Here is a 24,290-nt window from a genome sequence, read left to right as displayed (position 1 = left end):
GTACAGCATTCGGCAGATCACAGGCACAGGCAGAGACATGAGCACGTGCAGATCGTGCACTGTGTGATCTTTCAGTATGCTGTACATCTGTACACGTGTAGGTACAATCTCTCTTTTCCGCAGCTTGTATCCCTCCCATCTCCTCATTCCGGCATTCCCATGGTTTGCAGCAGGTGCTTGAAACCTGCTGCGAACCTGCTGCAATGCCGCACCCATCATCGCCGCCGTCGGTCCGGTCCTCCGGCAGACGCGAACCGGAGCGGCGCACTTCCGCCCCACCGCCACAATAATCCTTATCTGCACCAACACAAGAGATACTACGTAATGCTGGACCAGTTCAAAGGCTGCCTGCTGGGGGCTGCAATCGGCGACGCGCTCGGGATGGCCGGAGAGAGCGGCCCCGCGAGTTTCCAGCGGCTCGGCGAGGGATTCCGGCGCGCATGGCGGGGCCACCCGAACGCGGGCCTCAAGCCCGGGCAGTTCACCGACGATACCCAGATGATGCTCATCGTGGCCGGGCTCCTCGCGGACGGAACCTACACGGACGAGGCATACGCCGCCGAGCTCTCCCGGATGTACGCGGACGGGGAGATCCGGTTCCCCGACGGTGCGGTCGGGGCTGCCTGCGAACGCCTCCGTACCCGGAGCCCTGCCGAGAGCGGCGTGAACTCGAGCACCGCCGGGTGCATCGGCATCGGCATCCCGTTCGCGCTGCTCTACAACGATCCCATCGAAGTGACCGAGCGGGTGGTCACGGCGTGCAGCGTCACCCATACGCACCCGGCCGCCCACGCGGGCGGCATCACCGTCGCGATGCTGATCCACTATACCCTCCGCGGGTATCCCGATGCCCTGGAGCTCGCGCAGCGGCATGCCGCCCTGGAGGATATCAGCCTCGGCAACAAGATCCGCGACGCCCTCCGGATCGAGCGGGAGGGCATCAGCCTTGAGAGCGCTCTTTCGGTGGTGGGCAGCGACGTTACCGTCTACCAGACCGTGCCGCTCGCCTTCTTCATCGCAAGCCGGTTCCCCGACGCCGCGGACCTCCTCTCTGTGGCGTCCCATGTCGGCGGCAACACCGATACCATCGCGCTCATCTGTGGTGCGTACGCCGGTGCAAAATATGGAAAGGGGGTGTTCCCGGCCGATCTCCTAGACGGCCTCGAGGATAGAGAGCGTATTGAAGATATCGCCGAACGGCTCTACCGGCGCTGCGCCAATAAGGATTAAGTTTTTATAAAAACCACATCTGTTCCATGCACATTGCGATCATCGGAGCATCCGGGTACACCGGCGGCGAGCTGATGCGGCTGCTCGCCAACCACCCTTCTGCAGAGGTCGTCTGCGCCACATCCCGCAAACAGGACGGCGTCCCCGTCACAGCCGTCCATCCGCACCTCGCGGGGCTGACGGATCTTGCGTTCCAGAACATCGACGTCGATAGCATCGACGCAGATTTCGCGTTTCTGGCCGTCCCGCACACCGCCGCCATGAAGGTAGCGGGCGCCCTGCTCGAGCGCGGCATCCTGACCGTCGATCTCTCCGCCGACTACCGCCTCCCGAAGGCGATCTTCGAGAAGGTCTACGGCGTCCCCCACGAGGACTACTTCGAGGCGCCCTACGGGCTTCCCGAGCTGCACCGGGACGAGATGCAGGGCGCCGCCTTCGTGGCGAACCCGGGCTGTTTCCCCACGGGCGCCGCGCTCGCAGCAGCCCCGCTTGCAGAGCGTGCCCACACCATCATCTTCGACTCCAAGACCGGCGTTACCGGAGCGGGCAACACGCCCTCGGCGACGACGCACTACCCGAACGTCGGCGACACCTTCAGCGCCTACAAGTGGACGACGCACCGGCACCTGGCGGAGATGAAGCAGGAGATCGCCGCGCTCGGGTCGGACGCCCGCTGCTACTTCACGCCGCACCTCCTCCCCGTGAACCGCGGGATCCTCACCACCGCTCATATCCTGCTCAAGGAGCCGATGGAGCAGGACGAGGTCGAGGCGCTCTACCGGAAATTCTACGAGAACGAGTTCTTCGTCCGCTACCAGAAACCGACGCTCGCCGCTGTGCGGGGCACGAACTTCTGCGATGTTGCGGTGGAGAGCGAGGGAGACCGCGTCGTCGCCGTCTCTGCGATCGACAACCTGGTGAAGGGCGCCAGCGGCCAGGCGATCCAGAACATGAACCTGATCTCCGGGTTCGACGAGACGGCAGGGCTGCGGTTCGCCGGGATGGCACCCTAGGTGATTTTCATGCAGGTACAGGACGTTATGACAAAAAATCCCGTGGTTGTTCCGGTCGAAGCACCCGTCCGTGAGGCGGCGCGGCTGCTTAGGACCTACCGGATCGGCGGGCTGCCGGTGATGCGCGGCGACGAGCTTGTGGGGATCATCACCGAGAGCGACGTGCTCTCCCTCCTCGACACCGGTGAGATCTCCGACGACCTCTGGCTCCCCTCTCCCCTCGAGATCATCGAGGTGCCGATCCGGGAGTTTATCAACTGGGAGCGGACCAAGCAGGCGCTCTCCGATATCGGCGACATGCCCATCGGTGAAGTGATGAGCAGCCCGGCAATCACCATCGACGCGGAGGCGGATATCGAGGCTGCGGCCGCCCTGATGCTCCGCGAGGGGGTCGCCCGGCTGCCGGTGGTGCGGGAAGGAGAGCTCGTCGGGATCGTGACCCGGGCGGACATCGTCCACGGCGTCGGGGCGGGGGCGGAGGAGTCGGCGTGAAGAGCATCTGCGCCGTCGACGGCGTGACCGCCTGGGGCGTGAAAGAGGGGAAGTACGGCCTCGCGCTCGTCCGGGCGAGCGGAAACGCAGCAGGTGTCTTCACCTCGAACCGGATGCGTGCCGCACCGGTCGAACTGATGATGGAGCGGATGAGCCGCGGCACGCTCGATGCGATCATCGTGAACAGCGGGTGCGCCAATGCGTATACCGGCGAGCGGGGATACCGGGACGCGGAGGAGATGTGCGCGATCGCCGGCGACGCCCTGCACCTCGACGCGGAGGCGGTCGGCGTGGCGAGCACCGGCGTCATCGGCAGGTACCTCGACCTCGGCCGGATCCGCACGCAGACGGGAGAGGCCGCCAAAAATCTCCGGCGGACCGGCGAGGCGGAGGATGCTGCGGCACGGGCGATCATGACCACCGACACGTTTCCGAAGCACGCAGTCCTGAAGACGGAGTCGTTCACCATCGGGGGAATCACCAAGGGAAGCGGGATGATCGCCCCGAACATGGGAACGATGCTCGCGTTCATCTATACCGATGCGGAGATGGAGACGCCGGCCCTGCACGGCCTGCTGCGGCAGGCGACCCGCCGGACGTTCAACCGTGTCGTCGTCGACGGGGATACGAGCACCAACGACGTCGCGTTCTGCACCGCCACCGGCGAGGCGGGCTCCGTCGACCAGCACGAGTTTGAGACCGCTCTCGAGCAGGTCTGCCGGATGCTCGCCGTGCAGATCGCCCGGGACGGCGAGGGCGCGACGAAGGTTCTGGAGGTGACCGTCCGCGGCGCTCCGGACGAAGAGGCGGCCGCCGCCGTTGCCCGGACGGTGATCGCCTCCCCGCTCGTCAAGACCGCCATCTACGGCGAAGACCCGAACTGGGGGCGTGTCGTGGCCGCTGCCGGGCGTGCCGGGGTGGCGTTCGACCCTTACGCCGTCTCCCTCTCTGTCGGGCAGGGAGGCGACCGGTCGCCGCTCGTGGCGCGCGGTGCGATCGTCGCCGATCTTTCGCGGGCGAAGGCGGCGATGCACGGCGATACCGTCGTCTTCGAGCTCGATCTCGCCGCAGGCGAGGGCGAGGCGACTGCGTGGGGCTGTGACCTCACTGAGAAGTACGTGGAGATCAACGGGAAGTATACAACATGAAACGAGAAGACGTTCTGATGGAAGCACTGCCGTATATCCAGAAGTTCCATGGCAAGACGATCGTGATCAAGCTCGGCGGCCACGCGATGGTCGACGCACAGATCCTGGAGACGGTCATTCAGGACGCCGTCCTGCTCCGGTACGTGGGCATGAACGTAGTTCTGGTGCACGGCGGCGGCCCGGAGATCACCGCGAAGATGAAGGCGATGGGCAAAGAGCCCAAATTCGTCGCGGGTCTGCGGATCACCGACCATGAGACCCTGGAGATCGCCCAGATGGTGCTGGTCGGCAAGATCAACGACGGGATCGTCTCGCTGATCGCGAACTGCGGTGCCCGGGCGGTCGGCCTCTCCGGGAACGACGGAAACCTGCTGATAGCCCGGAAGATGGACCTGCAGAAGGTCCGGGTCGGTGATGTCGAGCAGGAGGTCGACCTCGGCCACGTCGGCGAGATCGAAGAGGTCGACCCGGAGATCCTCCACTGCCTGCTCGAGCAGGGGTATATCCCGGTCATCGCCCCGATCGCCATCGACAGGCTTGGAAAGAGCCTGAACATCAACGCCGATACCGCAGCGGCGGAGATCGCAACGGCACTCGGCGCCTTCAAACTCATTAATCTCACCGATGTGGACGGCGTGATGAACGCCGACCGTTCCCGGATCTATCACCGCCTGAAACTGCACGAGGCGGAGGTGATGATCGAGGACGGGATCATCGTCGGCGGGATGATCCCAAAGCTCCTCGGGTGCATGAAAGCGGTCGGCAGCGGCGTTACGAGTGCTCACATCGTGAACGGGAACCGGGGGCACAACCTGCTCCTCGAGCTCTTCACCGATGAGGGCGTCGGGACGATGCTCTCTGCATAATTTTTTTGTTACGGGAGGTTCCCCTCGCCGCTGCACTCATGCTGCTTCTCTTCACTCATATCGATGAGGATTGTGAAGATCTTCTTTACCGCAACCGGGTCGATCCGCATCTCCACGGCGTCGTTGAAGACGCGGTCGAGCACCCGGGCTCTCTGCTCTTCGTCGTGAATGGGAAGCTTCGCCTCGTGCTTGAGGCGTGCCATGGTTCCGGCGATACCCTGCCGGCGTGCAATGAGCCCGATGATCGCTTCATCGATCTGCCGGATCTCCTCCCTGACCGTCTCGAGGGACATAGGTACTCTATCGGGCTGACGGGAATGATAAATCTGCTGTTTATCTCCGATCGTCGGCGTTTCCCGCCGCCGGGGGGATGGACGGGAAGAATATTAAGACCGCGTGGCAAAACGGTACTCTAATGTTGGAACGTATCCCCCTGCGCGAACGCCGGGATCTCATCATTGCGTGGCTCGCCATCTCCATCGCGTTCACCCTGATCTACGTCAGGGGCGGTGTGAATCTGACGAACTTCCTGCTGCTCTTCGTGATGTCGCTCGTAACGGTCGGTGTCGCATTCGTTCTCCACGAGCTTGCCCATAAGTTCGTGGCCATGCACTACGGCTACTGGGCGGAGTTCCGGAAGGACAACCAGATGCTCCTCGTCGCCGTCGTGCTCGCGGCACTCGTCGGCGTGGTCTTTGCGGCACCGGGGGCGACGTACGTCTACGGCAACGCGACACGGCAGGAGAACGGCTGGATCTCCGCGGCAGGCCCGATCACAAATCTGCTGCTCTGCATACCCTTCCTCGGCCTGGTCTTCCTCGGGGCGGAAGGCATCCTCGGCCTGGTCGGCGTCCTCGGTCTGCGGATCAACGCGATGATCGCGGTCTTCAACATGCTCCCGGTCAGCGTGCTCGACGGGCGGAAGGTTCTCGCCTGGAACCCGGTCGCCTTCGGCGTCATCATCGCGGCCGCGGCCGGTGTGCTGATCTGGTCGCTGACGCTCTGAAGAAGCGTCGGCTGCATCAATACCTTTTTCTGCCCTCACTCCCGCCCGTCTGCTTCAGGCGGTGATGCCCTGCGAAGCGTGAACCGGAAGGCCGCCCCTTCCTCCGGGCGGCCGCAAACCCGGTCTTCGATCCAGATCCTGCCGCCGTAGCGCTCGATGAGCATCCTGACGATGAAGAGCCCGAGTCCTTCACCGCGTCCTTTCTGCTTGCCGCGCTCGAAACGGCGGAATACCTCTTCCTTGACCTCGTCCGGCACACCCGGTCCGGTATCCGCCACGGTCACGATCATCTCGTCCTCCCGCTCGTCCACAGTGATGGTGACGGCAACATCCTGTCCGCCGAATTTGACGGCGTTGCCGATGAGGTTTGTGAAGACCTCGGAGAGGAGCTCGTCGGCCAGAGCCATGCACGATCCGGGGCAGTCCACGGTGATGGATGCCTCGGGGAAATGCTCCTTCTCACTCGCAATGATCCGTTCGAGCGACATCGGAGCAAGCGGGGCTGTTTTCTGGTGTATCTTCCGGATCGTCGAGACGTTCGCGAGAATATCGATGCTCTTTCTGATGGTGCTGCGAAGTTTTGCCACATACTCCGCAGGTTTTCCGTCGAGCATGTCGCTGAGAAGATCGGTATACAGCGTGGCGACATTCTCCGCGTTCCTGATGTCGTGGGTGAGGATGTCCAGATACAGGTTCGCTTCCCGGTGCGCCTCCTCAAGCTGGCGGCTTAAGAGGAGGCGCTCGACGGCGGTGCCGATCTCCCTGCCGATCCGCGTGAGGATGAATTGCTCGTCGTCGGTGAACGGTTTCCCTGCCCGTCCGATGACGTTGATTGCGCCGAGAACCCCGGTATGTGCCACGAGGGGGATGCTGGCGGCCGAGTATCTGCTCCTTTCCGGGTCTCCCGGGTACCGAAAGGTCTCTTCGTCAAAGAAGAGCGGGATCCCGCGAACCAGCACGGTGCTGTAGGGCTCGCGGTGAATATCTTCGGTGTGGGTGATGGGCGGGAACCCCTCGGGGAGATTGCATGCATGAACAAGCCGTGCACTGCCGTTGTCCGCATCGATGCGGTAAACCGCGCCGCCTTTGAACCCCAGAAGTTCGAGGGTCGTGCCGAGCACCGTCCGGAGCATTTCTTCAGGATCGGTGGACGCGGTCGTGGCGCCGATGATCCGGTTGAGTGCCGAAAGATGCCGATTCCGCATCTCGAGGTCTTCTTCGGCCTGCCTGCGTTCGATCCCCTGCGAGAGGATGTTGGCGACCGCCTGGATGAGGTAGACATCGGCTTCGGTGAAGTGCTGCGCCTCGCCGGTGTGGACACCCAGAATGCCGTATGGCGCCCCTTTTCCCTGGAGAACGACGCTGATCCCGCTGAGAACCCGGTGCCTCTGGAGGATCTCAGGTCTGGTGAATCGCGTCTCGGTGCGGAAGTCCTCGACGATGACCGGCTCGTTCGACCGGAGGGTGTAGCCTGCCTGCGAATCCCCGGCCTCGACCAGGGCGCTGCCGACCAATCCGTCCTCCCAGCCCGTGCCTGCCTGGAGGAGAAATTCCCCGGTCTCGGGGAGGAGACGGAGTACCTTGCAGTACCTGACTTCGAGGAGATCGGCGAGCGTTCCGACCGCTTCGTCCAGGAGGTACTGGAGGTCGCTTCCGCTCAGGGCGATCCCGCTGAGCCGGGCGATCGCGGCCTGCCGGGCCTCCCGGCTCTGCATGATCGCTTCGGCCTCTTTGTGCCCGGTGATGTCCCGTGCCGCCGCGAAGACGCCGGCAACCTCCCCCTCGTTGTTCCGGTAGACGGAGGCGTTGTAGAGAACGGGGGTTGTCCGGCCGCTCCGGTGCCGGAGTTCGAGCGCGTAGTCGCGGACCTCCCCGACTTCGAACGCCTGCCGGTAGCCCTGCCGGGCCAGTTCGGGGTCGGTGAAGTAGTCGGAGAAGTCGGTGCCGATGAGCACCTCACGGGGATACCCTGTCGCCGCTTCGGTGGCGGAGTTGACATCGGTGATCCGGCCGTCGGGGGAGATGGTCACGAGCGGGTCGAGGCTCGCCTCGATGAGCCCCCGGGTATAGGATATGGCCGCATACAGGGCGTCCTCCATCCGTTTCTGCTCGGTGATATCGGTCCCGAAGACGATGACGCCGTTCAGTTTCCCGGCAGCATCGATCACCGGCTGACCGCGAATCCTCCAGGTTCTCCCGTCGGGCGTGCTAATCTCTCCTCCCTGCGGCTTGCCGGTTGCAAACGCTTCACGTAAGGGGCAAAATGCGCACGGCTCGCTTCGGGAGTGCCAGATCTCATAGCATCTGCTGCCGATCAGATCTTCGGCTCTCAGCCCGGTACTCTCTGTTGCGGCCCGGTTTGCCCACCTGATCGAAAAGTCGGCGTCAATGTACACAAAAAATTCGCCGGTTGAATCGAGGATGAGGGATTTCTCCCGCTCCGACCGGAGGAGTGCCTCTTCCGCCTGTTTTTGTTCTGATATGTCGATCCCGGATCCCATGATGCAGAGCGGCCTGCCCGCGGTGTCCGTGACGAGGGTGACCGAGATCTGAACCGGGAACGTGGAGCCGTCCTTTCGCCTGGCCTCCAGTTCCCCCATCCAACCCCCCCGCTCCCGGATAATCTCCGCAACCCGCCTGTATCTGTCGGCATCTGTCCAGAACCGGGACGCCGGGCTGCCTATCATTTCATCCTCTGCTCCGTAGCCCCACAGGTCGAGGGTCGCCTGATTCATGTAGGTGACGCGTCCCGCAATGTCCGTAAGCGTGATGGCGTTCTGCGCAGAGGCAATCGCCAGATCCTTGATCCGGAGTTCCTTCTCGGCCTGCCGCTGCCGGGTAATGTCGCGGATGACGCCGAGCCGTCCGGTGATCTCGCCGTGCTCGTCCCGGAGCGTACTCACCGTGGTATCCACGTATATCGCTTCGCCGTCCCGCTTCCGGTGGATGGCCACCCCGCGCCAGGAGCCGGTCTGGTTCAGGGACTCCCAGGCAGTCTTTTCATCCTCCGGGGAGAGCCATTCGCAGGTGACGATCTTACGGTTGTGTCTCCCGAGAGCCTCGGCGGCAGGAATCCCATAGAGGCGCTCTGCCGCGGTGTTGAAATAGGCGATCCGCCCGTCGGCGTCGATTGCCATCACCGCATCGTCTATCTGGGAGAGGACCTGCGCCTGAAAGCGGAGCTGCTCTTCGCTCTTCTTCCGCTCGGTGAGGTCGCGGGCTATGGAGAGCACCTGGTCGACCGTCCCGTCAGGAGCAAAGAGTGGAATGGACCGGGAGTCGTAGTAGTGCATCTTGCCGTCGCGTGGGTACGTGATCTCCTGGTTCTGCGGTCTTCCCGACGTGACCACCGCATCGATGATCTGGAGCCGCTCCCGGCACGCATCCGGGGGGAAGAGCTCCCGGATATTTTTTCCGATGATCTCTTCGGGCTTCTTCCCGAGGCCTTCCGCTCCCCTTCTATTGAGATAGAGCAGCGTCCCGTCCCGGTGCGTCAGTGAGATGACGTCGGGTGATGCCTCCGCGAGCGTCCGGTATCGCCGCTCGCTCTCCGAGAGCGCCTCCTCCATCCGTCTTCGCCCGGTAATATCAGTGCAGCAGGACAGGCTGCAGATGGGGTTGCCGGAATCATCGGTTATTCTGTGCACGGCGACCTGGACGTCCATCGGCTCGCCGTCTCTCGTCCTGCCCTGCAGTTCTCCAAGCCACTCCCCCTTCTCATGCAGCCCCCGAACTGCCGCCGCCTTCCGCTCATCATCGGACCAGTACTGCAGGCCGTCCGTTCCGATGAGTTTGCCGGGCTCGCTGTATCCTCCCATATTGAGCAGGGCGCGGTTGACGTAGACGATCCTTCCTGCAAGATCGGTGATGACGATACCGATGGTTGCTGCACCCAGCGCCGCCTCAAGGATGCGCAGGTATTCGTCGGTCTGTCTCCTGTCCGTGTTTTCTGCCCTGATGCCGGGGATTTGCAGCCTGCGTCCTGTATCGTCCGTTTCCGTTCCCTTCTCGTGCAGCTCTTTGAGGACGCGGATGATCCAGTATGGGCGGCCGGGCGCGATCTCGACCCGTTTCCCTGAAAGGCTGTAGCACGCCTCCGCCCCGGGCGTCACGGAGAACGCCTCCCTACCTGACTGCACCTCTGTGTATACGGCTGCAGCCCATCGGGCGTCTGCGCAAGCAGAAAGCGCCGCGAGGTTCGTCCCGATGAGATCTTCTCTTTTCATACCCGTAATCAGTTCCATAGCGGCGCTCATCCAGACGACCCGCATGGATTCGTCTATGAGAAGAAGTGGGTCGCTATCCGACGCTTCGAGGAGTTTGAGCGCCGCAAGGATATTGTCAGGGATCTCGAACCGGTGCATTCCGTCACCCGCGGTCTGGCTATCAGTCCGGAATAATAGGAGGAGTGCGGCTGATCTATATAAAATAGGGGGTTGGCTCCGGGCGCGAGTCTTTCGTCCTGTTTGTTATTGTGCCCCGCAGGGAGTTTTCAGGACGAATCTTCCGGTTTCGGTGCGGATTCCTCCTCGCCGAGCCGCTGCAGAACATCGATAACTTTCTTTCCCTTCTCCAGCGCCTCGGCAAGCGCAGTCGGGTGGCCACGGATGCCCCCGTAGCGATCCATATCGTTTGCGATAATATTGTCGTAGTACTCAAACCCGGCGGTGTTGAAGAATGCGGTGATCGCCGGGAACGCAGCATCGAAGACGTTGTCCCATCCGAGTCCCGCCGTCGAGAGGAAGACGCCCTTATGCCGCTTGATATGCTCGTGGGTGAAGTAGAGATCTTTTATCATAAACTTGCGCGCCCAGAGGTACTGCGCCCGGTCGATCAGGCCTTTCAGCTCGGCGGTGATGCCCATCGAGTAGATGGGCGATGCGACGGCAAGGCAGTCGGCGGCGAGGATCTTTTCAAAGAGGTCGTCGAGGTCGTCGCGGACGACGCATTGCCCGGTGCGGTGGCAGGCGTTGCAGCCTCTGCAGGGGGTGTAGTCGAGGCTCTTGAGCACCACCTTCTCGACGCGGGCTCCCGCACCTTCAGCTCCCTCTAAAAATGTATCGAGCAGGGTTTCGGTGTTGCCGCGCCGGTGGGGGCTTCCCGATATGCCGATGACCGAGAGCGTCATGTCTGCTCCGCCTTCATCCTCCGCAGTTCGCTGACGACGTCTTTCCCGAGCCGGTAGGCGTCTTCGCGTGCGGTGGGGTGCCCTTCGATGGCACCCTTCTCGTCGACGTTATTGATCATGAGGTGTCTGGTATCCTTATTCTTCACCTCGATCACGTTGAAAAAGCACTTTATCGACGGAATCGCGGCGTCGAAGACGTAGTCCCAGTCCTGGCCTGCGGTGGCGAGGAAGACGCCGATGCGCTTCCCTTTCTTCTCGGGAGGAACGATAGGAAGTTTCAGGACGTATTTACGGGAGCGGAAGACCTGCGTCCGGTCGATCAATGCTTTTGCCTGGGAGGCGAGGCCCATGCAGTAGATAGGGGATGCCAGGATGATTGCGTCCGCCTCGATGATCCTGTCGTGAATCACGTCCATGTAATCGCGCTGAACACACCGGTTAAGCCGCTCGCACGCGTTGCATCCGCGGCAGGGATTAACCTCGACGTCGGTGAGCGCAAGCTTGTCGATCTCCACGCCCTCTTCTGCGCCCATCGACTCGAGCACCCAGTCAAGGAGGGTTTCCGAGTTGCCGTGGCGCCGCGGGCTTGCGGCAAAGGCAAGGACCTTGATCTGCATACTGAATGAATGCCCCGCAGATGAGAAAAAGCAAGCGGCACGGTGACCGTCTGCCCGGCATCAGAGTGCCCGCAGGCTGCGTTCGTTTCAGGGTTGCCCCAAAATCCGGGCGGCGGCGGAAAAAGAGGTGGAGATTCAGATCTCTTTAAAGCAGAGATACCAGTCCTTGCACTCGTATCCCTCTTTCGCGCGCCGCTCTATCTCCTCGGGTGTCTTCGGCGCCGGGACGATGACCTTGTCGCCGGGCTGCCAGTTGGCGGGCGTGGCCACACCGTGCTTGTCCGAGACCTGGAGCGCCTTGATGAGCCTGATGATCTCGGGCATGTAGCGGCCGTTGCTCATCGGGTAGTAGAGCATCGCCCGCATGATACCGCGGTCGTCGATGATGAAGACCGTGCGGATGGTGGCGGTCGTGCCCTGTGCCGGGTGGATCATGCCGTAGCGCCGCGCGACGTTCATGTCCAGGTCCGCGATGATCGGGAACGGGATATCGACGCCCATCTTCTCTTTGATGTTCCTGACCCATGCAAGGTGCGAGTGCACGCTGTCGATGGAGAGGCCGAGAAGCTGCACGTTCAGGGCCGCAAGGTCGTCGGCGATCTTCGCGAACGCCATGAATTCCGTCGTGCAGACCGGGGTAAAGTCCGCCGGATGCGAGAAGAGGACCACCCACTGGCCTTTCAGGCTTGAGAGTTTCAGCCGTCCATGCGTGGTCACGGCTTCAAAGTCCGGCGCAGCCTCGCCGATCGTCGGCAGTGTGTACTGTACTTCGGGTTGCTCCATGGTATCGGCACCTCGCTCCCTACTTTATGTACTCCTCGAGGGCCGTCTTGCCGTAGACGTACGCCGGCATCCCGGCCAGCAGGAAGGCAACCCGCAGCCCCTCTTCGATCTCCTCTTTCTTTACGCCGAGGTTCTGGGCGCCTGCCATCTGCGCCCGGACGGCGTGCCGGTCGCGGAGGGCGGCGGCGATGGCGATGGCGATGACCTTCTTCGTCTGCCGCGAGAGCGCTCCGTCGTCCCAGATCATCTGGTCAAGACCCATCACTTTTCCGTAGAGTTCCGGGTTCATCTCCTTGAGTTCTTTGAAGATCACGGGGACTTTTCCGATCTTCTCTTCAAGGCTTTTGAGATTCTCTTCCATGACTCTGCTCACTCCTGCAGCACCATCGGTTCGCCGCAGCAGACGAGCTCGCCGCCGCCGGCCTCTTTGACTTCGACAACGTTTCCGCAGATCTCACAGAGGTAGACCTGCCCTACAGCAGACACATTTACCATTGCCCATCACTTCCTCACAATCCGGGTGGGTCCCGCCAGGGGTGACCGGGCGGGATGTCTCCCGGTTACTTCTTATAGCTTTTCCTCTCGGGCGGGTTCGCCACGTCTTCCGGCGTCTTGATGTCCGGCCTGATATGCGTTATCGGAAAGCAGTTGTAGGTCTCGCAGGCGCAGGTCGGGCATCTGACGAGATCCTCGTCGACCTTGCCGAGGCGGATCTCACGGCCGCAGTCGACACAGATGTACTTGCCGGGTCCGGGCTTCTCTCCAGCTTTAGCCTGTTTTGTCTCTCCTGTCTCTGTCACGGATATCACCGAACCGGTGATTTCATTTCTGCATATATAATCGTTCCCCTCAGCGGCACAGCGGTCAGGAATGGCCTCTCCTGATAATCAGGATGCATGCTGCACTGTTCCGGGCACCCAAATGCCCGCAGGTTAATAAGGTGTCCGGGTAATTCCGTAGTATGGCCAAAAAGATCATTGCGCTCCTCGGAAGCCCGCGTATGGGGGGGAACACGGCAAAGCTGCTCGAACAGGCTATCGAGGGTGCGCAGGATGCCGGGTGCGACGTCGAGAAGATCCCGGTCTTCCATCTGAATTTCAAGCCCTGTATGGAGATCTTCCACTGTATGGAGAACGAAGAGTGCAAAATCAAGGACGATATGACCGGGATGTACCAGAAGTTCCGGGAGATGGACAGCCTGATCGTCGCCGCCCCGGTCATGACGATGGGTATCCCCGGGAAGCTGAAGATGTTCATGGACAGGTTCCAGGTCTTCTACATGGCGAAATATTTCCGGAACGCCTCCTTCATCTCACCGGAACACCGCAAGGAGCGGAAGATGCTCTTCATCTCCATCTCGGGGATGAACATCCCGAACGTCTTTGAAGGCGCCAAGATCACGACGAAGGCGTTCGGGGAGATCATCGACTGCCCGTACTGGGACGAGGTGTTGCAGAACGATATGGATACCATCCGGGATATTACGACGAAACCCGACGTTATGAAGGCTGCCTACGAGAAAGGGTATCGCCTTGGCAGCCTGCTGATGGCAGAAGAGGAGCGTGCCTAGGGGTCTGCCGGTTCAACGTGGACGACGATCTCCCTGAGCCCTTGAATCTCCCGCGCGAGCCGCCGCTCGACCTCGACGGTGAGTGCGTGGGCGGCGTCGACCGGGAGCTGCGGGTCGACGGTGACATGGATGTCGGCGAAGAGCTCTCCGGGTTTGCCCCGGCACCGGAAGTTGTGGCAGTCGCTGATGCCCGGGATCGACCGGACGATCTGGTAGACATCATCAGGGTCGCAGGGGAGGTTTGCGGCGTCGGAGAGGATCTGGGTGGCGTTGTAGAGGATTGTAAGGCCCATCCGGAGGATCAGCGCTCCGATGGCGAAGGCAATGATCGGATCCGCCAGCGGGTAGCCGAGGCGCACGGCCAGAAATCCGGCAAGGACGGAGAGGGAGACGTAGACGTCGCTCCGTGTATGGGCGGCATCGGCAAGGAGGATCTCGCTGGCATACTCATCTCCCTTGCGCCGCTCATACCGCGAGACGCCGATGTTGACAAGCAGGGTCGTAAGCATCACCCCGACGGTGATCGGCGTAATATCGGGGGCAACGGGGTTTACCAGCCGTGCGTAGCCCTCGGAGACGATCCAGTAGGCGGTCAGGAGGAGCATGGCGCCGATGACGAGTGTCCCGAGCGTCTCGAATTTTCCGTGCCCGTACTGGTGCGTCTCGTCGGGGGGCATCAGGGCGACCGTGACGGCGAGGATCCCGATGACGTTCGAGGAGGAGTCAAATACTGAGTGGAGCGCGTCCGCGACCATGCTCACCGATCCCGCGAGGAGCCCGAACACCGCCTTGAGCAGGGCGACTGTGATATTCAGGACGAATATCAGGAGGAGCGTCCGCCGCACCGGGGGGGTATGCATCATGTAAATGTGACCGCCCGGTGCAATATGAGGGTTTTGGCCGACCGTCCGGCGGGGCTCGCCGGGCGCCGGAGATGAATGAAAGTCTTTAATAGGTTCATCTCAGAAAGTAGAATCGTATGACAACCGACGAGAATGCGCAGAACGCCTATGCCGGTGAGTCGCAGGCAAACCGGAAGTATTCGGTCTTTGCCGAAAAGGCTGATGCGGACGGGTATCCGAACGTTGCAAAGCTCTACCGTGCAGCGTCGCAGGCCGAAGCAGTGCACGCCAAGCGCCTGCTCTTCATCCTGGGCCAGGTCGGATCAACCGAGGAGAACCTGAAAAAGAGCGTCGAGGGCGAAAACTACGAGTTCACCACGATGTACCCCGAGTTCGTCCAGCAGGCAAAAGAGGAGCGGAAGAACGAGGCGGCGATCGTCTTCACCCACGCGATGAAGGCGGAAGAGGTGCATGCAAACCTGTATCTGCAGGCACTCGAGAGCGTCAGAACCGGGAAGGACCTCGAGGCCGAGGGTATCTATCTCTGTCCGGTCTGCGGCAATATCGAGATCGGCTCTGCGCCTGAGAAGTGCCCGATCTGCGGCGTCCCGCAGCGCATGTTCCGCGCAATCGAATAATTTCACTCTTTTTTAGTACGGGCCGCCGGGTTTCCCGGTATGTGCTTTCGTCCGCAGAGCGGAGGTGGTCGAACCGCTCGCCAGCAGAACTGCTCCGCGCGCGCCCAAAGGTTAAATACGGATCTTGCGATAAACTCGAATTATATGCCATCCGTTGAGCCATCCGTGACGGTCTACTCGACAAAGAGCTGTCCTTACTGCAATATGGTCAAAGCATTCCTCGACAAATACGGGGTTTCCTACCGAAACATCGACGTCGGGGATGACCGCGAGGCTGCGCGGGAGATGATACGCACCTCCGGCCAGCGGGCGGTGCCGGTGACGACCGTCGGCGACGAGGTGATCGTCGGGTTCGACGCCAAGAGGCTGAAGGAACTCTTCGGGACGGCGAAGGGGGAGGAGGTCTACGACACCGTCATCGTCGGCGCAGGCCCTGCCGGGCTGACGGCTGCTGTCTACTGTACCCGACATCTCCTCAAGACCATCGTGATCTCGGAGAATATCGGGGGTCAGGCGACCTGGAGCTGGTCGGTCGAGAACTACATGGGGTTTCGCGTCATCACGGGCGAGGAACTCATTAAGAAGTTTGAGGAGCAGGTGCGGGGGCTGAACGTCAGCCTCGAGCTCGACAGTGTCCGGGAGATCACACGGGAAGGCGACCTCTTCCTCGTCAGGACGGTCTCGGGCAGCGTCTACCGGGCGATGACGGTCATCATCGCGACGGGCAAGCAGCCGCGGACGCTGGGACTTGCCCGGGAGAATCTGTTGATGGGCCGGGGTGTCAGCGTCTGCGCCATCTGCGACGGCCCTCTCTACCGGGACAAGGACGTGGCGGTGGTCGGCGGCGGGAACTCCGCGCTCCAGGCTGCGATCGGACTTTCCCGTATCGCAAAGTCCGTCGTACTCATCGTCAGGAGCACCCTCCGCGCCGACGAGGTCTACCAGGAGCAGTACGAAAAACTCGGGATCCCGACGTACCTGCACCACGAGGTGACAGAGCTGCACGGCGACCAGTTCCTCACCGGGATCACCGTAATCGACCGGAAGACCGGCGAGGAGACGGATTTTCCCGTTGACGGGCTCTTCCTTGAGATTGGTCTTGAGCCGAATACGGAGTTCCTGCACGACCTCGTCGACCTGAACGAGTGCCATGAGATCCTCGTCGACGAGAACGCACATACGAGCACCGAAGGCGTCTTCGCGGCCGGCGATGCCACCTGCATCAAAAGCAAACAGATCATCGTCGCAGCGGGCGACGGGGCGAAAGCGGCGCTCGAAGCCTACGATCACGTCCTGAAGCACCGGCGCGAGTGACCGTCCCGCTCGGCACACTCATTATCTCACGGAGCATACGGTGTACCCGGAAGGTGACCGGTTGGACGTTCTCTTTATTCTCACCGAACTTGTCGGCTTTGTCATGCTCGCGCTCGGCTATCTCATCCGGTACCGGGGCCGGGTCGACCTGATCGCCGGCTATGATGAGAAGAAGGTGCGCGACCCGGAGGGGCTTGCACGCTTCGTCGGGACGAACCTCCTGCTGCTCGGTGCGGGTGCGTTTGTGATCCTCGCGCTTGAGTTTCTCCTCCCCACCTATGCGGTGGTCTTCTTTGCCGTCTATGCCCTCGCTGCGGTCCCGGCAGTCAGCCTCCTGACCGTATGGGGCTCGAGGCGGTTCGAGACGGGCAGGTGAAGGCTCCTACTCCTCTTCTCCGGCGTCTGGCGGTGGTACCGCAGACACGGGAATTTTTAATTGGTGTAGAAAGATACTTCCTTCAACTCGCCCCGCTGCGCAGGCAGTCCCTCCGGACCTGGAAGGCTTCACCGTCGGGCCCGAAATCAGCGTTCTGCATTACTGGTGCCGGTACTACGAGCGGCACATGCTCCATTGCGATATCAAATGCGAGCACCGGACCTACTGCCCGCTGTACAACCCGGATGTTGCACGGATATCACCCTGAACAAGTTCTCTTTCGGGATCGCTCTCTTCCGTGCATACGCCCGGCGCTGGTTGTCCGTCCTCCCTTTTGATCTTCACGGCATATCGCAGCAACACTGCAGCGATGTTTCTTGCCCGAACGAATCGTCCAAAAAAGGTGGAGCTTTCGGCGACCCGATCACTCGTCGGACCGCTCCGCATCCTTCTTCCGGTATCCCTCGAGGAGCAGCGTCGCCAGGTTCTTCACCGGAACATCGGTGCAGTCGGCGATATGGAACTCGCAGAAGGGACAGATGGTGGTGACGACGTCGGCGCCGGTCTTTCTGACCTCTTCGTCCCGCTTCGCCCCGAGTGCGGCCGCCTCCTCCGGGACACCGGAGCGGACGCCGCCGCCGGCGCCGCAGCACTGCGTCGGCATCTCCCGAAACTCCCGGACGACCTGCCGGAGAAGTTCCCGGGGCTCCTTGCTGATCCCCTGCCCCCGCAGCAGGTGGCAGGGGTCGTGGTAGGTGGCGGTGATATCGAGCTTCGCCGGCGGTTCGATGCCGTACTCGGTGAGCACTTCGGAGATGTCTTTCACGACGAACGGCGTCTCGTAGTCGTTCTTCAGCGTCGCCCCGCACCCGGCGCAGATCGTCATCACCGTATCGATCCCTCGCCGGGTGAATGCATCGATGTTCTTCTGCTTCAGGTCGTTGATGAACGACGTCTGCCCGGTCCTGATGAGAGGAGAGCCGCAGCAGACCTGGTCGTGGGGGACAATCACCCGGATGCCGTTCCGCTTCATGACCTCCATGGCGTCGAGCGCCGTCTGCGGCACCCGGCCGTTGAACATGCACCCGACGAAGAACCCCACTTCACCCCGGACCTCCCCCTCCGGCTCGATCACCTCGGGCACCTGCTCGAGGAAGGTGGGCTCTGTCCGGGCGACGCTCCGCCCCGTCTCCTCCACGAGTTTCGCCACCTCCTGGTGGCGGGGCAGCGTCAGCCCGCGGCGGTTCGCGATTTCGCGGAGTTTCTCGATCGCTTTTCCCGGGATCTCGATATCCTTCGGGCAGACCTGCACGCACCGCTTGCAGGTGGTGCAGTAAAAGAGCCCTTTCTCGATCGCCTCGTCGATCCGGTTCTGCGTATCGCGCGGGTCGAGGGCGAGGCGCATCTGCTGCCGGAGCACCGTCGGCCCGGCAAAATCGGTGACCTGCAGTGCGGGGCAGGCGGAGACGCAGGAGAGGCACTCGATGCAGTCCCGCAGCGGCTTTATCGCCTCGATCTCCTCCTGTGACGGGAGGACGGCATCGTCCGCGGGGCGGATGCGGGCGATCCGTTTGAGCACCGGCTCCATGTCGACCGCGAGATCTTTCTGCACGGGGAGCGCCAGCGGCTCGACGGTCATCCCGTCCCGCGCCTCCTCCATACAGGCGAGCCCCGGTTCGCCGTCGATGCGGACGGCGCAGCTGCCGCACTGGCCCGAGCCGCAGCAGTAGCGGTAGACGAGCGTCGGGTCGTGTTCGTCGTGGATGGCGTGCAGGGCGTGGAGCACCCGGGCGCCGTCGTTCACCCGGACGGTATAGGTCTCGAAGTGCGGCGCCGTATCGGTCGCCGGGTCGAACCGGGAGACGCGAACCGTGATCTCCTTCATGCCGTCCCCTCCCTCTGCTCGATCCGGGCACCCTGCAGCGAGATGCGGGTGTGGCCGTAGAGGGAGGCCGCAGGCTCCCACGACGTAGTCACGTCCTTTCTGACGTGGGCGCCGCGGTTCTCGGGCCGGAGCAGCGCCGACCTGACCACCAGGGATGCGGTGGTGCACATGTTCCGGACGGTGCAGCACTCGATGAGGTTTTGGGGCGAGGCCGCCCGGAGCGGCAGGCCGGCGAGGCGGTCGATCGTGGCGAGCGCGCCGCCGAGTTCGTCCGCGGTCCGGAAGATCCCGGCGCCGTTCCACATGGCGATTTTCAGCTCCCGCCGGACGGCGGCGGGGTTTGCCGAGCCTGCGAGATACGCGTCCAGCATGCCCTTCAGCGTCTCGACCTGCTCTGGATCGATCTTCTTCTCCCGTTTCGGCGCCTTCCCTGCCGCCTCGCCCGCACGCTTCCCGAAGACCTGGGTGTCGGCAAGGGCGTTGCCGCCGAGGCGGTTTGCGCCGTGCACCCCGCCGGTCACCTCGCCGCAGGCGAAGAGGCCGGGGAGGGTCGTCCGGCACTCCGGCGTGATCGCAAGGCCGCCCATGATGTGGTGGGCGGTCGGCGCCACCACCATCGGTTCTTTCCTGATATCGACGCCGAAGGCCAGGAACTGCTCGAGCATCACCGGCAGGCGGGTCTCGATCTCCCCGGGCGCGAGGTGGGTGACGTCGAGGTAGACGCCGCCCTGGTCCGTGCCCCGTCCCTCCAGGATCTCGGTGGCGATCGCACGGGCGACCACGTCCCGGGTCGAGAGCTCCAGCCTTTCCGGGTCGTAGCGCTCCATAAACCGCTCGCCGCGGGTGTTGAGGAGAAAGCCCCCTTCTCCCCGGACCGCCTCGGTGACCAGGCGCCCCCGGGCGTCGTAGGGGTAGACCGCTCCCGTGGGGTGGAACTGCACCATCTCCATATCGATCAGCTCGGCTCCCGCCCGGTAGCCGAGGGCGAACCCGTCGCCGGTTCCGGCGGCCGAGTTTGTGGAGATGTCGTAGACCTGGGTGCCGCCGCCGGTGGCGAGGACGGTGCTGTCCGCCTGCAGCAGGACGAGATCGCCCCGGGTGTCGAGGGCGGCCGCACCGGTGACCCTGCCGCCCTCGGTGAGGAGGTCGATGACCGCGTACTCATTCAGCACCTCCGCCCCGGTGGCGTCGAGCCGCTCCATCAGGGTCGCCATTATCTCGTGGCCGGTACGGTCGCCGGCGTAGCAGGTCCTCGGGAACCGCTGCCCGCCGAACGGGCGCTGGGCGATCTTGCGTTCCCCGGTGACGTCGAAGACCGCTCCCCACCGGATCAGGTCGGCCATCCGCTCCGGCGCCTCCGTGACGAGTGCGTCCACGAGAGCGGGATCGTTCAGATACGCACCGCCGCGGAGCGTATCCTCACGGTGAATGGTGCAGGAGTCGGCCTCCCGCAGGACGGCGTTATAGCCCCCCTCCGCCATCGTCGTGCACCCTCCTTTTCCGGCGATGGATTTTGAGACCAGCGCCACATCACCGTACCGGGACGCCTCGATGGCGGCACGGACGCCGGCACCGCCGCTTCCGATAACCAGAACGTGGCAATCTACAATCTCGCTAGCAAGCATCTTATTAGTCTGTGCGTTGTATACTATCATAAAATAATTGCAGGACATGAGTGAGCCAGAATGAGGCTTTTAATGAAATTTGGCGGCACATCCGTCGCGGATGGTGAATGCATACAGCGGGTCGCAGACATCCTTGAGTCGCATCGTGCGGAGGGTGTCGAGCTGGCTGTTGTCGTATCGGCATGCTCCGGGATCACCGATCAGCTCGTCTCGGTGGCACGCGAAGTGGTGAACAGCAGGGACAACGCAGCAATCGAGTCGTTCATCCACGCCATGCGTACCCGGCACATGAAGACCCTGGAGCAGGTGGCTCCCGATTATATCCCGGAGGTGACCGCCGTCTTCGACGACCGGCTCTGCCAGCTCCGGAATATCCTCAACGCGGTCTTCACGCTCAAAGAGCTCACGCCCCGGTCACAGGACTACATTATGACCTTCGGTGAGCGGTTTTCGGCACCGCTGCTGAGTGCAGCGCTTCGCCAGCGGGGCGTCCCGTCGGTCGCCCTCGACGGCGTCGAGGCAGGGATCATCACCACTTCGAACCACGGCGATGCACGTGCCCTTCCTGCAAGTGAAAACCACATCAAGAGCCGGGTCGTGCCGATGCTCTCCGAGACGGTCCCGGTGGTCATGGGCTTTATGGGGGCGACCGAGGAAGGGTTCATCACGACGCTCGGCCGGAGCGGTTCGGACTACTCGGCCGCCGTCATCGGCAGCGGGATCGATGCGGACGAGATCTGGATCTGGACCGACGTCGACGGCGTCATGACCTCCGATCCCCGGATCATCAGAGACGCCCGGGTGCTCTCCGACGTCTCCTACCTCGAAGCGATGGAGCTCTCCTATTTCGGCGCCAAAGTCCTCCACCCGCGTTCGGTCGAACCGGCGATGCAGAAGGATATCCTGGTGCGGGTGAAGAACACCTTCAACCCGGGCCACCCGGGCACCTCGATCCTGCGCAAGGAGCACCGGGAGAAGCGGGTCGTAAAGGCGATCTCGTTCATTGAGAAGGTGGCGCTGATAAATATCACCGGCGCCCAGATGATCGGCCGGCCGGGCGTTGCGAAGGCGATCTTCTCGGCGCTCGCCGAGCGGGAGGTCAACGTCATGATGATCTCGCAGGGCTCGTCCGAGGCGAACATCTCGCTCATCATCGACGAGGCGCACCTTGAGGAGGCCATGGACGGACTCTCACCCCTGGCACGCGAGGGCGTCGTGCGTGAGGTGACCTACGACCGCGACGTCGTGGCGGCCGCGGTCGTGGGGGCGGGCATGGCCGGCACACCCGGCACCGGCGGCCGGATCTTCACTGCTCTTGGGAAAGCCGGGATCAACGCCATGATGATCTCGCAGGGCTCGTCCGAGGTGAACGTCTCCTTCGTGGTGAAGGGCGGCGACGGCAAACGCGCCCTGCAGGTGCTCCACGACGAGTTCCGTCTCTCGGAGGACTGCGATGACTGAACACACCTACCGCGAGGCGGGCGTGGACATCGACCTCGAGGCGCAGGCGGTCCGTGCCCTGATCGGGCAGCTCGCCTACCGGCGGGAAGGCGCTTTCCCGATGCTCGGGAAGGCGGGGCACTTCGCCGGGCTGATTGACTTCGGCGAGTACGCGCTCGCCCTTGCGGTCGACGGCGTCGGGACGAAGATGCTGATCGCAGACGAGCTCCGTGACTGGCGGACGGTCGGGATCGACTGCATCGCCATGAACGTCAACGACCTCTACGTCATGAATATGGAGCCGGTTGCGTTCGTCGACTATATCGCCACCGATTCGCTCTCCGTCGAGAAGATGGAGCAGATAGGCGAGGGGCTCAACGAGGGTGCGCGTCGTGCCAACATGAACATCGTCGGCGGCGAGACCGCCACCTTACAGGGCCTCGTGAACGGCCTTGACCTTGCTGGGACCTGCCTCGGCGTCCAGAAGAAGGAGAAGGTCGTCACCGGCGAAGCGATCGCCCCGGGCGACTGCATCGTCGGCGTCCCCTCAAGCGGGGTGCACAGCAACGGGCTGACCCTCGCCAGGAGAGTCGTCGATGCATACGCCTCGTACGCGACCGAGCTTGCAAACGGGAAGACGATCGGCGAGGAGCTCCTGACCCCGACCCGGATCTATGCCGAGGTTCTGGCGGTGACGGACGTCTGCACCGTTCACGGGATGTGCCACATCACCGGCGGCGGGCTTCTGAACTTCCTGCGGCTCTCCGATCTCGGGTTTTCGATCACCGATCCGCTGGATGTCCCGGAGATCTTCCGGTGGCTGCAGGAGACCGGGAAGATCGGGACGGTGGAGATGTACCGCACCTTCAACATGGGTATGGGCTACGCCCTCATCGCTCCCGAGGAGAGCGTTCCCGCTATCCGGTCGGTCATCCCGGACGCCCGGGTCGTCGGCGAGGTCGTGCGCGAGCACGGCACCTGGATCGAGGGAACCGGGGTCCGGTAACTGCCGGAAGGGGACGAACGTCCCCCGCTGCCCGTATTTTTTATTGCATCCTGTCTCTATTACGAACCCCCGCCGTGCTCCTCGAAGTAGTGCATCGCTTCGGGGACGTGATTCCGGACCTCCCGCAGGAACATATCGGTGAGGTGCGCGTCGGCGATGCGGAGGGAGTGCTGCATCTCCCGCTCCGTCTCTTGCGAGAGCCCTCGTCCCCCCGCCATCTCCGCCCGGATCGTGTGCACGGCGTTGTCGACATCCTGTTCATTCTCCCACCTGGTTACGGTTATCGTTCGCGCCATTTCTCATACCTCACGGTGGCCGTATGTGGGCAGAGCACCTATTTTATGGTAACCCCGCATCCGGGGAAAAATGAGATCAGGTCTCGGAAGAGTCCAGGAGTGTCTTTTGGGCCTTATCGCTGATGAGCGCACTGTTCCCGGCCGGATCCGTGAGGATCAGGGTAAACGGGATGCTGCCGTTCTTTGCATCGAGTATCCTGCTCAAAACGCCTTCCGCCTGCGTACGCTCTTCCTCCGTCTCAGGGTTCATCAGGATGTTTGCCACCGCCTGTTCAAAGCGGTTCAGCACCCCCTCGATATTTGTGACGAACCCCTCGCAGGCGGTGCCGGGTTCAACCTTCAGCCCGAGTTCGGGGATCTCTATTGTGCCTGTGGTGCTCCGCACGACCCGGATGGCGAGGTCTTCCGGCGCATCGACCGGCACTGCCCACATGACGGGATCGCCTTCGCCGAGGATGATCGTGTCGATGTGGCGGTAGCCGCATCTGGCACAGCCGATGCTCACGAGCAGGATGTCGGAGAAATGCGGGATCTCGAGGCGATGGTGGACGAGCTCGATCTCTTCTCCGCACCCGGGGCAGGTGCCCTGATACCTGTTCCGCACTACAGTCCTCCGCCGATCTTCTCGCGGGAGACCTTCACGGACATGGGGGTGATCACAACGTACTTCTGGTCGCCGAGCCCGATGATATCACCGTTGACGTCGCGGGCAACGTCCCGGAGATCCTTTAAGACACGCTCGAAGGTGATCTTGTCCATCTTCAGCCGCCCGATATCGACGATGACGACGTTGCCGTTGTAGACTTCGTCCTTCACGCGCGGGGTATCCTTGAGATCGGCGATCGTTGCAATCTTGACATACATCGAGGCCGGTTCTCCTTCGCTCGTCCCCTCGTAGGACGCCAGATCGAGTTCCATATAGTCTTCGTCGCTTTTCTGGCTGCCCTTGCCGAGGATGCTATCGAATATCTTCTTAACCATGAAAAAAATGTTGAATGAATTTTATTTAATAGTA

At 62.5% G+C, this 24,290-nt stretch carries 26 protein-coding genes; 12 read left to right on the top strand and 14 right to left on the bottom strand.

Annotated elements, in window-relative coordinates; all coding sequences use genetic code 11:
* Window positions 1-324: 324 nt before the first annotated feature.
* From FGU65_RS07825 to argB, 5 genes are read left to right on the top strand one after another with little or no spacing between them, the layout of a single operon-like run.
* Window positions 325-1,230, top strand: coding sequence for an ADP-ribosylglycohydrolase family protein (locus tag FGU65_RS07825; RefSeq protein ID WP_301663878.1), 906 nt, complete (start codon window positions 325-327; stop codon window positions 1,228-1,230).
* Between the two features lie 26 nt (window positions 1,231-1,256).
* Window positions 1,257-2,243, top strand: coding sequence for an N-acetyl-gamma-glutamyl-phosphate reductase (argC, locus tag FGU65_RS07820; protein ID WP_301663877.1), 987 nt, complete (start codon window positions 1,257-1,259; stop codon window positions 2,241-2,243).
* A gap of 9 nt (window positions 2,244-2,252) precedes the next feature.
* Window positions 2,253-2,735, top strand: a complete 483-nt coding sequence (locus tag FGU65_RS07815) for a CBS domain-containing protein (RefSeq protein WP_301663876.1) — start codon at window positions 2,253-2,255, stop codon at window positions 2,733-2,735.
* Window positions 2,732-3,883, top strand: coding sequence for a bifunctional ornithine acetyltransferase/N-acetylglutamate synthase (argJ, locus tag FGU65_RS07810; RefSeq protein ID WP_301663875.1), 1,152 nt, complete (start codon window positions 2,732-2,734; stop codon window positions 3,881-3,883). Before FGU65_RS07815 ends, argJ begins: the two co-directional genes overlap by 4 nt.
* On the top strand, window positions 3,880-4,749 hold the full coding sequence (gene argB / locus FGU65_RS07805) for an acetylglutamate kinase (protein WP_301663874.1): 870 nt from the start codon (window positions 3,880-3,882) through the stop codon (window positions 4,747-4,749). The genes argJ and argB overlap by 4 nt, the downstream gene beginning before the upstream one ends.
* An 8-nt stretch (window positions 4,750-4,757) precedes the next feature.
* Here the strand turns inward: argB and FGU65_RS07800 are convergent, their stop codons facing one another.
* Window positions 4,758-5,042 (bottom strand): chorismate mutase, encoded by a 285-nt coding sequence (locus FGU65_RS07800; RefSeq protein ID WP_301663873.1) that lies wholly within the window; start codon window positions 5,040-5,042, stop codon window positions 4,758-4,760.
* Window positions 5,043-5,164: 122 nt separating this feature from the next.
* Between FGU65_RS07800 and FGU65_RS07795 the strand changes: the two genes are divergently transcribed.
* Entirely contained in the window at window positions 5,165-5,755 is a 591-nt protein-coding gene (locus tag FGU65_RS07795; RefSeq protein WP_301663872.1) for a site-2 protease family protein, read from the top strand.
* 35 nt (window positions 5,756-5,790) lie between these two features.
* Here the strand turns inward: FGU65_RS07795 and FGU65_RS07790 are convergent, their stop codons facing one another.
* The 7 genes from FGU65_RS07790 to FGU65_RS07760 form a co-directional block, all read right to left on the bottom strand.
* Window positions 5,791-10,119 carry a PAS domain S-box protein gene (locus FGU65_RS07790; RefSeq protein ID WP_301663871.1) on the bottom strand — a complete coding sequence of 1,443 codons (4,329 nt, stop codon included), beginning with the start codon at window positions 10,117-10,119 and terminating at the stop codon, window positions 5,791-5,793.
* 128 nt (window positions 10,120-10,247) lie between these two features.
* The gene (locus tag FGU65_RS07785) at window positions 10,248-10,883 is read right to left on the bottom strand and encodes a flavodoxin family protein (RefSeq protein ID WP_301663870.1); all 636 of its coding nucleotides are present in this window, start codon (window positions 10,881-10,883) and stop codon (window positions 10,248-10,250) included.
* On the bottom strand, window positions 10,880-11,500 hold the full coding sequence (locus tag FGU65_RS07780; protein WP_301663869.1) for a flavodoxin family protein: 621 nt from the start codon (window positions 11,498-11,500) through the stop codon (window positions 10,880-10,882). The genes FGU65_RS07785 and FGU65_RS07780 overlap by 4 nt, the downstream gene beginning before the upstream one ends.
* Before the next feature lie 135 nt (window positions 11,501-11,635).
* Window positions 11,636-12,283, bottom strand: a complete 648-nt coding sequence (locus tag FGU65_RS07775; RefSeq protein WP_301663868.1) for a peroxiredoxin — start codon at window positions 12,281-12,283, stop codon at window positions 11,636-11,638.
* 19 nt (window positions 12,284-12,302) lie between these two features.
* Window positions 12,303-12,644 (bottom strand): carboxymuconolactone decarboxylase family protein, encoded by a 342-nt coding sequence (locus tag FGU65_RS07770; RefSeq protein ID WP_301663867.1) that lies wholly within the window; start codon window positions 12,642-12,644, stop codon window positions 12,303-12,305.
* Window positions 12,645-12,652: 8 nt separating this feature from the next.
* Window positions 12,653-12,778 carry a desulfoferrodoxin FeS4 iron-binding domain-containing protein gene (locus FGU65_RS07765; RefSeq protein ID WP_301663866.1) on the bottom strand — a complete coding sequence of 42 codons (126 nt, stop codon included), beginning with the start codon at window positions 12,776-12,778 and terminating at the stop codon, window positions 12,653-12,655.
* Between the two features lie 65 nt (window positions 12,779-12,843).
* Window positions 12,844-13,083, bottom strand: coding sequence for a zinc ribbon-containing protein (locus FGU65_RS07760; protein WP_301663865.1), 240 nt, complete (start codon window positions 13,081-13,083; stop codon window positions 12,844-12,846).
* A 161-nt stretch (window positions 13,084-13,244) separates the two neighbouring features.
* Here FGU65_RS07760 and FGU65_RS07755 point away from each other — a divergent pair, with 161 nt between their 5' ends.
* A complete protein-coding gene (locus tag FGU65_RS07755) occupies window positions 13,245-13,853 on the top strand; it encodes a flavodoxin family protein (RefSeq protein WP_301663864.1) in 609 nt (202 codons plus the stop codon).
* Here the strand turns inward: FGU65_RS07755 and FGU65_RS07750 are convergent.
* Window positions 13,850-14,716 carry a cation diffusion facilitator family transporter gene (locus tag FGU65_RS07750; RefSeq protein WP_301663863.1) on the bottom strand — a complete coding sequence of 289 codons (867 nt, stop codon included), beginning with the start codon at window positions 14,714-14,716 and terminating at the stop codon, window positions 13,850-13,852. The genes FGU65_RS07755 and FGU65_RS07750 overlap by 4 nt on opposite strands.
* 116 nt (window positions 14,717-14,832) lie before the next feature.
* On the opposite strand from FGU65_RS07750, the gene FGU65_RS07745 reads away from it, so the two are divergent.
* From FGU65_RS07745 to FGU65_RS07735, 3 genes are all read left to right on the top strand, one after another.
* Window positions 14,833-15,333 carry a rubrerythrin family protein gene (locus FGU65_RS07745; protein ID WP_301663862.1) on the top strand — a complete coding sequence of 167 codons (501 nt, stop codon included), beginning with the start codon at window positions 14,833-14,835 and terminating at the stop codon, window positions 15,331-15,333.
* A 144-nt stretch (window positions 15,334-15,477) separates the two neighbouring features.
* Window positions 15,478-16,647, top strand: a complete 1,170-nt coding sequence (locus FGU65_RS07740; protein WP_301663861.1) for an FAD-dependent oxidoreductase — start codon at window positions 15,478-15,480, stop codon at window positions 16,645-16,647.
* Between the two features lie 40 nt (window positions 16,648-16,687).
* Window positions 16,688-17,023, top strand: a complete 336-nt coding sequence (locus FGU65_RS07735) for a DUF3784 domain-containing protein (RefSeq protein ID WP_301663860.1) — start codon at window positions 16,688-16,690, stop codon at window positions 17,021-17,023.
* A gap of 424 nt (window positions 17,024-17,447) precedes the next feature.
* Here the strand turns inward: FGU65_RS07735 and tfrB are convergent, their stop codons facing one another.
* Together tfrB and tfrA are read right to left on the bottom strand one after the other, a co-directional pair.
* Window positions 17,448-18,908: a fumarate reductase (CoM/CoB) subunit TfrB gene (gene tfrB, locus FGU65_RS07730; RefSeq protein ID WP_301663859.1), complete on the bottom strand. Its 1,461-nt coding sequence runs from the start codon at window positions 18,906-18,908 to the stop codon at window positions 17,448-17,450.
* Complete coding sequence (gene tfrA / locus FGU65_RS07725; RefSeq protein ID WP_301663858.1) at window positions 18,905-20,533, bottom strand: fumarate reductase (CoM/CoB) subunit TfrA; 1,629 nt, start codon at window positions 20,531-20,533, stop codon at window positions 18,905-18,907. The genes tfrB and tfrA overlap by 4 nt, the downstream gene beginning before the upstream one ends.
* A 72-nt stretch (window positions 20,534-20,605) precedes the next feature.
* On the opposite strand from tfrA, the gene FGU65_RS07720 reads away from it, so the two are divergent.
* Both FGU65_RS07720 and purM read left to right on the top strand, forming a co-directional pair.
* The gene (locus tag FGU65_RS07720; RefSeq protein ID WP_301663857.1) at window positions 20,606-21,994 is read left to right on the top strand and encodes an aspartate kinase; all 1,389 of its coding nucleotides are present in this window, start codon (window positions 20,606-20,608) and stop codon (window positions 21,992-21,994) included.
* Entirely contained in the window at window positions 21,987-22,979 is a 993-nt protein-coding gene (gene purM, locus FGU65_RS07715; RefSeq protein ID WP_301663856.1) for a phosphoribosylformylglycinamidine cyclo-ligase, read from the top strand. The genes FGU65_RS07720 and purM overlap by 8 nt, the downstream gene beginning before the upstream one ends.
* Window positions 22,980-23,038: 59 nt before the next feature.
* On the opposite strand, the gene FGU65_RS07710 is transcribed toward purM, so the two are convergent.
* From FGU65_RS07710 to FGU65_RS07700, 3 genes are all read right to left on the bottom strand, one after another.
* Window positions 23,039-23,275, bottom strand: a complete 237-nt coding sequence (locus FGU65_RS07710; RefSeq protein ID WP_301663855.1) for a hypothetical protein — start codon at window positions 23,273-23,275, stop codon at window positions 23,039-23,041.
* A 76-nt stretch (window positions 23,276-23,351) separates the two neighbouring features.
* Window positions 23,352-23,879 carry a ZPR1 zinc finger domain-containing protein gene (locus FGU65_RS07705; protein ID WP_301663854.1) on the bottom strand — a complete coding sequence of 176 codons (528 nt, stop codon included), beginning with the start codon at window positions 23,877-23,879 and terminating at the stop codon, window positions 23,352-23,354.
* Entirely contained in the window at window positions 23,879-24,256 is a 378-nt protein-coding gene (locus FGU65_RS07700) for a cell division protein SepF (RefSeq protein ID WP_301663853.1), read from the bottom strand. Before FGU65_RS07700 ends, FGU65_RS07705 begins: the two co-directional genes overlap by 1 nt.
* Between the last annotated feature and the right edge of the window lie 34 nt (window positions 24,257-24,290).

Source organism: Methanoculleus frigidifontis, assembly GCF_030464345.1.
In the GTDB taxonomy this organism is placed as follows: domain Archaea; phylum Halobacteriota; class Methanomicrobia; order Methanomicrobiales; family Methanoculleaceae; genus Methanoculleus_A; species Methanoculleus_A frigidifontis.
Note: the sequence above shows the minus strand (reverse complement) of the source record. Positions and strands in the feature narration are given on the sequence as shown.

What these genes read in the sequence shown, in the direction of transcription:
- FGU65_RS07825 (WP_301663878.1), top strand. Translation starts at nt 325, where the DNA reads ATGCTGGACCAGTTCAAAGGCTGCCTGCTGGGGGCTGCAATCGGCGAC.
- argC (WP_301663877.1), top strand. Translation starts at nt 1,257, where the DNA reads ATGCACATTGCGATCATCGGAGCATCCGGGTACACCGGCGGCGAGCTG.
- FGU65_RS07815 (WP_301663876.1), top strand. Translation starts at nt 2,253, where the DNA reads ATGCAGGTACAGGACGTTATGACAAAAAATCCCGTGGTTGTTCCGGTC.
- argB (WP_301663874.1), top strand. Translation starts at nt 3,880, where the DNA reads ATGAAACGAGAAGACGTTCTGATGGAAGCACTGCCGTATATCCAGAAG.
- FGU65_RS07800 (WP_301663873.1), bottom strand. Translation starts at nt 5,042, where the DNA reads ATGTCCCTCGAGACGGTCAGGGAGGAGATCCGGCAGATCGATGAAGCG.
- FGU65_RS07795 (WP_301663872.1), top strand. Translation starts at nt 5,165, where the DNA reads ATGTTGGAACGTATCCCCCTGCGCGAACGCCGGGATCTCATCATTGCG.
- FGU65_RS07790 (WP_301663871.1), bottom strand. Translation starts at nt 10,119, where the DNA reads ATGCACCGGTTCGAGATCCCTGACAATATCCTTGCGGCGCTCAAACTC.
- FGU65_RS07785 (WP_301663870.1), bottom strand. Translation starts at nt 10,883, where the DNA reads ATGACGCTCTCGGTCATCGGCATATCGGGAAGCCCCCACCGGCGCGGC.
- FGU65_RS07780 (WP_301663869.1), bottom strand. Translation starts at nt 11,500, where the DNA reads ATGCAGATCAAGGTCCTTGCCTTTGCCGCAAGCCCGCGGCGCCACGGC.
- FGU65_RS07775 (WP_301663868.1), bottom strand. Translation starts at nt 12,283, where the DNA reads ATGGAGCAACCCGAAGTACAGTACACACTGCCGACGATCGGCGAGGCT.
- FGU65_RS07770 (WP_301663867.1), bottom strand. Translation starts at nt 12,644, where the DNA reads ATGGAAGAGAATCTCAAAAGCCTTGAAGAGAAGATCGGAAAAGTCCCC.
- FGU65_RS07765 (WP_301663866.1), bottom strand. Translation starts at nt 12,778, where the DNA reads ATGGTAAATGTGTCTGCTGTAGGGCAGGTCTACCTCTGTGAGATCTGC.
- FGU65_RS07755 (WP_301663864.1), top strand. Translation starts at nt 13,245, where the DNA reads ATGGCCAAAAAGATCATTGCGCTCCTCGGAAGCCCGCGTATGGGGGGG.
- FGU65_RS07750 (WP_301663863.1), bottom strand. Translation starts at nt 14,716, where the DNA reads ATGATGCATACCCCCCCGGTGCGGCGGACGCTCCTCCTGATATTCGTC.
- FGU65_RS07745 (WP_301663862.1), top strand. Translation starts at nt 14,833, where the DNA reads ATGACAACCGACGAGAATGCGCAGAACGCCTATGCCGGTGAGTCGCAG.
- FGU65_RS07740 (WP_301663861.1), top strand. Translation starts at nt 15,478, where the DNA reads ATGCCATCCGTTGAGCCATCCGTGACGGTCTACTCGACAAAGAGCTGT.
- tfrB (WP_301663859.1), bottom strand. Translation starts at nt 18,908, where the DNA reads ATGAAGGAGATCACGGTTCGCGTCTCCCGGTTCGACCCGGCGACCGAT.
- tfrA (WP_301663858.1), bottom strand. Translation starts at nt 20,533, where the DNA reads ATGCTTGCTAGCGAGATTGTAGATTGCCACGTTCTGGTTATCGGAAGC.
- FGU65_RS07720 (WP_301663857.1), top strand. Translation starts at nt 20,606, where the DNA reads ATGAAATTTGGCGGCACATCCGTCGCGGATGGTGAATGCATACAGCGG.
- purM (WP_301663856.1), top strand. Translation starts at nt 21,987, where the DNA reads ATGACTGAACACACCTACCGCGAGGCGGGCGTGGACATCGACCTCGAG.
- FGU65_RS07710 (WP_301663855.1), bottom strand. Translation starts at nt 23,275, where the DNA reads ATGGCGCGAACGATAACCGTAACCAGGTGGGAGAATGAACAGGATGTC.
- FGU65_RS07700 (WP_301663853.1), bottom strand. Translation starts at nt 24,256, where the DNA reads ATGGTTAAGAAGATATTCGATAGCATCCTCGGCAAGGGCAGCCAGAAA.